The organism is Pseudomonas fluorescens (assembly GCF_000967965.1).
In the GTDB taxonomy this organism is placed as follows: domain Bacteria; phylum Pseudomonadota; class Gammaproteobacteria; order Pseudomonadales; family Pseudomonadaceae; genus Aquipseudomonas; species Aquipseudomonas grandcourensis.
Genome location: NZ_LACC01000007.1, coordinates 108,550 through 116,017, shown reverse-complemented (window position 1 = coordinate 116,017; position 7,468 = coordinate 108,550). Strand labels below are relative to the sequence as shown.

At 61.1% G+C, this 7,468-nt stretch carries 7 protein-coding genes and 1 tRNA gene; all 8 read right to left on the bottom strand.

Annotated elements, in window-relative coordinates:
* Window positions 1-70: 70 nt before the first annotated feature.
* The 8 genes from VC35_RS05135 to accD all read right to left on the bottom strand — a co-directional run bounded on the left by VC35_RS05135 (window position 71) and on the right by accD (window position 7,464).
* Window positions 71-146 (bottom strand) — tRNA-Val (locus VC35_RS05135).
* Window positions 147-329: 183 nt separating this feature from the next.
* A complete protein-coding gene (locus tag VC35_RS05130) occupies window positions 330-1,106 on the bottom strand; it encodes an SDR family oxidoreductase (protein ID WP_046038189.1) in 777 nt (258 codons plus the stop codon).
* On the bottom strand, window positions 1,103-2,314 hold the full coding sequence (locus tag VC35_RS05125) for an O-succinylhomoserine sulfhydrylase (protein WP_046038188.1): 1,212 nt from the start codon (window positions 2,312-2,314) through the stop codon (window positions 1,103-1,105). The genes VC35_RS05130 and VC35_RS05125 overlap by 4 nt, the downstream gene beginning before the upstream one ends.
* Window positions 2,315-2,387: 73 nt before the next feature.
* On the bottom strand, window positions 2,388-3,893 hold the full coding sequence (gene purF, locus VC35_RS05120; protein WP_046038187.1) for an amidophosphoribosyltransferase: 1,506 nt from the start codon (window positions 3,891-3,893) through the stop codon (window positions 2,388-2,390).
* 41 nt (window positions 3,894-3,934) lie between these two features.
* Window positions 3,935-4,495 (bottom strand): CvpA family protein, encoded by a 561-nt coding sequence (locus VC35_RS05115; protein WP_007975669.1) that lies wholly within the window; start codon window positions 4,493-4,495, stop codon window positions 3,935-3,937.
* Between the two features lie 98 nt (window positions 4,496-4,593).
* Window positions 4,594-5,256, bottom strand: a complete 663-nt coding sequence (locus VC35_RS05110; protein WP_046038186.1) for an SPOR domain-containing protein — start codon at window positions 5,254-5,256, stop codon at window positions 4,594-4,596.
* Entirely contained in the window at window positions 5,240-6,547 is a 1,308-nt protein-coding gene (gene folC / locus VC35_RS05105; protein ID WP_046038185.1) for a bifunctional tetrahydrofolate synthase/dihydrofolate synthase, read from the bottom strand. The genes VC35_RS05110 and folC overlap by 17 nt, the downstream gene beginning before the upstream one ends.
* Window positions 6,544-7,464 carry an acetyl-CoA carboxylase, carboxyltransferase subunit beta gene (gene accD, locus VC35_RS05100; RefSeq protein ID WP_046038184.1) on the bottom strand — a complete coding sequence of 307 codons (921 nt, stop codon included), beginning with the start codon at window positions 7,462-7,464 and terminating at the stop codon, window positions 6,544-6,546. Before accD ends, folC begins: the two co-directional genes overlap by 4 nt.
* Between the last annotated feature and the right edge of the window lie 4 nt (window positions 7,465-7,468).

Sequence of the window (7,468 nt, the reverse complement as noted above, 5' to 3'; positions counted from 1 at the left end):
GACTGAACTACCGCTGCGCGTCGGTGGAGGCATTTCAGCCTACCTCTTGCTTTCGCAAGTCTCTCGGAAGTGGTGGGTGATGACGGGATCGAACCGCCGACATTCTGCTTGTAAGGCAGACGCTCTCCCAGCTGAGCTAATCACCCGTTTGCATCTCCGAGGCCGCGAAATTTACGCAGGTAGCGAACCTAAGTCAATAGCAGGATTGAAGTTTTTTTCAAAAACAGCTTTTAGCGGCAAGCTTCAAGCTTCGAGTAAAAGCAAATACGCATACAGCAGGCATACCACCGTCACGCTTTAACTTGCAGCTTGAAGCGTGAAGCTGCCGTTCACTGCTCATAGATCATCTTCTTGGTCATGCCGCCATCGACCACGAATTCCTGGCCGGTTACAAACCCGGCGTTTCTCGACAGCAGCCAGGCCACCATCGCCGCGACGTCCTCGACCGTCCCTACCCTGCCCGCCGGATGCTGGGCATGATCGGCCTCGCTCAATGGCTCGGCACGTCGCACCGAAGGATCGCGCGCGTCGATCCAGCCAGGGCTGACGGCATTGACCCGGATCTCCGGACCTAGACTGATGGCCAACGCATGCGTCAGGGCCAACAAACCGCCCTTGCTCGCCGCATAGGCCTCTGTGTCGGGTTCCGACTGCCCCGCGCGGGTCGAGACCAGATTGACGATGGCACCGCTGTGAGCGCGCAGGTACGGCGCACAGTGCTTGGCCAGCAACATCGGCCCACTGAGGTTCACCGCCAACACCCGATTCCAGTGAGCCAGGTCGAGGCTTTCCAGGGTGATGTTGTGCGGATCGGCAACCGCTGCGTTGCATACCAGCGCATCCAGGCGCCCGAACTGGCCGAGCACCTCGGCCACGCCCAGCGCGACTTGCCCCTCGTTGGAGACATCCATGGCGATGAACCAGGCGTTGTCGCCCAGCACTTTCGCCACTTTCGAACCGCGCTCCCGATTCAGGTCCGTCAACACGACTTGCCAGCCTTCGCTGATCAGCCAGGCCGAGATCCCCAGGCCGATGCCCCGCGCAGCTCCGGTCACCAGCGCTACGCGGCCATTTGAGCCAGTGGTCGGTGTAGACAACTCGATCACAACGCAGCCAGACCGCGTGCCAGATCGGCTTGCAAGTCCGCCACGTCCTCCAGGCCGACCGCTACGCGGATCAGGCTGTCACGAATGCCCGCCGCTTCCCGCTCCTGCGGCGCCAGGCGACCATGGGAGGTGGTGCTCGGATGGGTGATGGTGGTCTTGCTGTCGCCCAGGTTGGCGGTGATCGATATCAGGCGCGTGGCATCGATAAAGCGCCAGGCGCCCTCTTTGCCGCCCTTGACCTCAAAACTGACGACCGCACCGAAGCCCTTCTGCTGACGCAGCGCCAGCTCGTGCTGCGGATGGCTCTTGAGGCCGGCGTAGTGGACTTTCTCGATGCCTTCCTGCTGCTCCAGCCACTCGGCCAGTTGCTGGGCGTTGGCGCAATGGGCCTTCATCCGCAGGTTCAGGGTTTCCAAGCCTTTGAGGAAGATCCAGGCATTGAACGGGCTCAGGGTCGGACCGGCGGTACGCAGGAATCCAACCACTTCTTTCATCTGCTCGCTACGACCGGCGACCACGCCACCCATGCAACGACCCTGGCCGTCGATGAACTTGGTGGCCGAGTGCACGACGATGTCCGCGCCCATTTTCAGCGGCTGCTGCAAGGCCGGGGTGCAGAAGCAGTTGTCGACCACCAGCATCGCGCCTTTGGCGTGGGCGATTTTCGACAGCTCGGCGATGTCGACCAACTCGGCCAGCGGGTTGGACGGCGACTCGACAAACAGCAATTTGGTGTTGGCCTTGATTGCCGCATCCCAGCCGGACAAGTCCGCCAGGGCCACGTAATCGACTTCAATGCCAAAACGCTTGAAGTATTTCTCGAACAGGCTGATGGTCGAGCCGAACACGCTGCGCGACACCAGCACATGATCACCGGCGCTGCACAGGCTCATCACCACGGCCATGATCGCGGCCATGCCGGTGGCAGTCGCCACGGCTTGCTCAGCGCTTTCCAGGGCGGCAATGCGCTCTTCGAAGGCGCGTACGGTCGGGTTGGTGTAGCGCGAGTAAACGTTGCCCGGCACTTCGCCAGCGAAGCGCGCAGCGGCGTCGGCGGCGGTACGGAACACGTAGCTGGAAGTGAAGAACATCGGATCACCGTGTTCGCCTTCCGGCGTGCGGTGCTGACCGGCGCGTACGGCCAGGGTATCGAACGCTACGCCTTCTAGGTCGCTGTCCAGCCGACCGGCATCCCAATCCTGACTCATGCTGTCACTCCTTTCCCTATTCTCGTAAATTAAAAGCCAGATACAAAACCGGCCCCTCAGGGCCGGTAATTACTCAGTTGTTGTACAGATCGATGATCGCACTGACTGCCTGCGTCTTGACCTTGGAGGCATCGTTGCGCGCCTGCTCGATCTTGTTCAGGTAAGCCTCGTCGACGTCGCCGGTGACGTACTGGCCGTCGAACACCGCGCAATCGAACTTTTCGATCTTGATCTTGCCGCCACCGACCGCTTCGATCAAGTCAGGCAGGTCCTGATAGATCAGCCAGTCGGCGCCGATCAGGTCAGCCACGTCCTGGGTCGAACGGTTGTGGGCGATCAGCTCGTGAGCGCTCGGCATGTCGATGCCGTAGACGTTCGGGTAGCGAACCGCTGGTGCCGCGGAGCAGAAGTAGACGTTCTTGGCGCCGGCTTCGCGGGCCATCTGGATGATCTGCTTGCACGTGGTGCCGCGAACGATGGAGTCGTCCACCAGCATCACGTTCTTGCCGCGGAATTCCAGTTCGATGGCGTTGAGCTTCTGGCGTACGGATTTTTTCCGCGCGGCCTGGCCCGGCATGATGAAGGTCCGGCCGATGTAGCGGTTCTTCACGAAGCCTTCGCGGAACTTCACGCCCAGGTGGTTCGCCAGTTCCAGCGCAGCGGTGCGGCTGGTGTCCGGAATCGGGATAACCACGTCGATGTCGTGATCCGGACGCTCGCGCAGAATCTTCTCGGCCAGTTTCTCACCCATGCGCAGGCGGGCCTTGTAGACCGACACGCCGTCGATGATCGAATCCGGACGCGCCAGGTAGACGTGTTCGAAGATGCACGGTGTCAGGGACGGGTTGGTCGCGCACTGACGGGTGTACAGCTTGCCCTCTTCAGTGATGTAGACCGCTTCGCCCGGCGCCAGGTCGCGAATCAGGGTGAAGCCGAGCACGTCCAGGGAAACGCTTTCCGAGGCGATCATGTACTCGACGCCTTCGTCGGTGTGACGCTGGCCGAAGACGATCGGACGGATACCGTGCGGGTCGCGGAAGCCGACGATGCCGTAGCCGGTGATCATCGCCACGACGGCATAACCACCGACGCAACGGTTGTGCACGTCGGTGACGGCGGCGAAAACGTCTTCTTCGGTCGGCTGCAACTTGCCGCGCTGGGCCAGTTCGTGCGCGAACACGTTGAGCAGCACTTCCGAATCGGAGTTGGTGTTGACGTGGCGCAGGTCAGATTCGTAAATCTCCTTGGCCAGTTGTTCAACGTTGGTCAGGTTACCGTTGTGCGCCAAGGTGATGCCGTAAGGCGAGTTGACGTAAAACGGTTGAGCCTCGGCCGACGTCGAGCTGCCCGCGGTTGGATAACGCACATGGCCAATACCCATGTGACCGACCAGGCGCTGCATGTGACGCTGATGGAACACGTCACGTACCAGGCCGTTGTCCTTGCGCAGGAATAACCGGCCATCATGGCTGGTCACGATACCGGCAGCGTCCTGGCCGCGGTGCTGGAGGACGGTTAGCGCGTCATACAGCGCCTGATTGACGTTCGACTTACCGACGATACCGACGATGCCACACATGCGACGCAACCCCTACTTAATGGATCTGAACTGAGCACTACTCACTGAGGCGTTTTGGCCATCGGCAAGAGTTGCTCCTTGAACGGAATATCAGCGGGTACGCTGATTCCGCTGGCAAGCCACTGACTGCTCCACCCGAGGATCAGGTTTTTGGACCAGTCTGCAACCAATAGAAATTTTGGCACGAGCTGTGACTCTTTCCACCACCCGTCCTGCTGTACCGGCCCCAGGCTCAACAGCCCGACGGCGATGACCACCAGCAACCCGCCACGCGCGGCGCCGAAGGCCATTCCGAGGAATCGGTCGGTCCCGGAGAGCCCGGTGACACGAACCAGTTCGCCGATAAGATAATTGATCATTGCGCCTACGATTAAAGTGGCGACAAACATGATGGCACAGCCCGTGATTATACGTGCCGAAGGCGTTTGAATGTACCCGCCGAGGTACTCGGACAGTGAGCCACCGAACATCCAGGCTACGACTCCTGCGATGATCCAGGTCAGCAGCGACAGTGCTTCTTTGACGAAGCCGCGGCTCAGACTGATCAATGCGGAGATGGCGACGATTGCTACGATCGCCCAGTCAACCCAGGTAAATGGCACAGTGCAGCCTACAGACGGATAAGGCGGCGCATTTTAGCAGAGCCCATGCTTATCGGTAAGCTGCGATTGTCAGTGCATTTCATATCGAGGCGATAGTTTTAGCCACGTTCCGGCTGAAAGCGCACCACAAACCCCTTGAGGTTCTGCTGGCGGTTCAGCAAGTCACGCAGCCGGTCGGCTTCAGCGCGCTCGATCAACGGCCCGACAAACACCCGGTTTTTGCCGTCGGCGGTACGGATGTAGGCGTTGTAGCCCTGGCTGCGCAGGGTTTTCTGAAGCTTTTCCGCGCTTTCACGGCTCGACAGGCTGGCCAGCTGCACCGACCAGCTGACAGACAAACCATTGGCATCGACACGGCTTTGCGTGGTGTCCGGCTTGCCCGGTGCCGCGGTGATCGGCTGGGCAGGCGCCGTTGCAGGTTTAGCCGCCAAAGCCGGGACCGGCGCAGGTGCAGCCGGCTTGGCTGCTGGCGCTGGAGCAACGGGTGCAACTGGTGCAGTTGGCACCGCCGATTCCTGCTGGGCGATTTCGTCATCGCTCGGCACAGGTTCCTGAGGCAGCGTTTGTGGTTCAGGCACCACCACCGGCTCGACCTGTACCTGGGGCATCGCTGGCGCCTGCGGAGCCGCAGGCGCTTCGACCGTCACCTGGCGCTGTTCGTCCTGGCGGGAAAACAGCATCGGCAGAAAAATCACCGCCAGCGCGACCAATACCAGGGCGCCAACCATGCGCTGTTTGTATGCCTTATCCAGCAATGCCATTTGCCGCTTCCTCCGTGGAGCGCCGGGCCAGCCATTCAAGGGCCTCGGCGACACAATAAAATGATCCGAACAACAGGATTTCGTCGTCGTTCGAGGCCTGCGCGCATTGCCCTTCCAGGGCGGCCGCTACGCTGCCGTATGATGTAACCGACGCACCAAGACCTTGCAACGCATCGTGCAAATCCGCAACCGGACGCGCCCGAGGCGAATCCAGGGGTGCAACGGCCCAGTGCTGGACACTAGCATTCAATTCGCCGACAACACCACCCAGGTCTTTGTCCGACAGCAGCCCGAACACCGCCAGACGCTTGCCGACCGGCGGGCGACTGGCCAGGCGACGAGCCAGATACTCCGCCGCATGGGGGTTGTGCCCCACATCCAGCAATAGATTCAAGCGCTTGCCTTGCCACTCGAACTCACGGCGATCCAGACGACCGACCACCTTCGTTGCCCGCAGCGCCTCGATAATCTGCGCATCCACCCAAGGCAAGCCGAGCAGCAGGTACGCCTGCAACGCCAGCGCAGCGTTTTCCATCGGCAGATCGAGCAGTGGGAGGTCGCGCAGTTCAATCGCGCGCCCTTGCCTATCGACACCGCGCCATTGCCAGTTGTGATCGGTCACACCGAGGTCAAAATCGCGCCCACGCAGGAAAAACGGGCAATTGAGCTCGCGCGCCTTGTCCAGCAGAGGTTGTGGAGGATTCAGATCGCCACAGAGCGCAGGCGCGCCCTTACGGAAAATACCGGCCTTCTCGAAGGCCACGGACTCTCGGGTATCACCCAGGTAATCCGCATGATCGACGCCGATGCTGGTGACCAGCGCCATGTCGGCGTCCACCACATTGACCGTATCCAGACGACCGCCCAGACCGACTTCCAGCACCACCGCATCGAGCCCGGAGCGCTGGAACAGCCAGAATGCCGCCAGGGTGCCCATTTCGAAGTACGTCAGGGAAGTGTCGCCGCGCCCGGCCTCTACCGCGGCAAAGGCCTCGCACAGCTCGGCATCCGTGGCTTCGACACCATCGACCGTTACCCGCTCGTTGTAACGCAGCAGGTGCGGGGAGTTGTAAACCCCCACTTTCAAGCCCTGGGCCCGCAGCAAGGACGCCACGAACGCACAGGTGGAACCCTTGCCGTTGGTCCCGGTGACCGTGATCACCCGAGGCGCCGGCTTGCCCAGTCCCATGCGGGACGCTACCTGCTGCGACCGCTCCAGGCCCATGTCGATGGCCGAAGGGTGCAACTGCTCAAGGTAGGCGAGCCATTCGCCAAGGGTACGTTGGGTCATAGGCTGGCAGGTACCGGTGGAACCACGATCGGCTCGATAGGTGCAGCCACGAACTTCGGCGTCGGCTGGCCCATCATTTGCGCCAGCAGGTTGCCCAGGCGCGGACGCAGTTCCTGACGATCGATGATCATGTCGATGGCGCCGTGCTCCAACAGGAACTCGCTGCGCTGGAAACCTTCCGGCAGTTTTTCACGCACGGTCTGCTCGATCACGCGCGGACCGGCAAAACCGATCAACGCCTTCGGCTCGCCGACAATCACGTCGCCCAGCATCGCCAGACTGGCGGAAACGCCGCCGTAGACCGGATCGGTCAACACGGAGATGAACGGGATGCCTTCTTCACGCAGACGAGCCAGCACCGCAGAGGTCTTGGCCATTTGCATCAGGGAAATCAGCGCTTCCTGCATCCGCGCACCGCCGGAAGCGGCGAAGCAGATCATCGGGCAACGTTTTTCCAGGGCGTAGTTGGCGGCGCGAACGAAACGCTCACCGACGATGGCGCCCATCGAACCGCCCATGAAGGAAAACTCAAACGCCGAAACCACCACCGGCATGCCCAGCAAAGTACCGCTCATGGAAACCAGCGCGTCTTTTTCGCCGGTCTGCTTTTGTGCAGCGGTCAGGCGGTCCTTGTACTTCTTGCCGTCGCGGAACTTCAGACGGTCAACCGGCTCCAGGTCCGCACCCAGCTCGGCACGGCCTTCAACATCGAGGAAGATGTCGATACGGGCACGGGCGCCGATACGCATGTGATGGTTGCACTTGGGGCAAACGTCCAGGGTCTTTTCCAGCTCCGGACGATACAGCACAGCCTCGCAAGACGGGCATTTGTGCCAAAGACCTTCAGGCACCGAGCTCTTCTTGACCTCGGAACGCATGATCGAAGGGATCAGTTTGTCTACTAACCAGTTGCTCATGCTT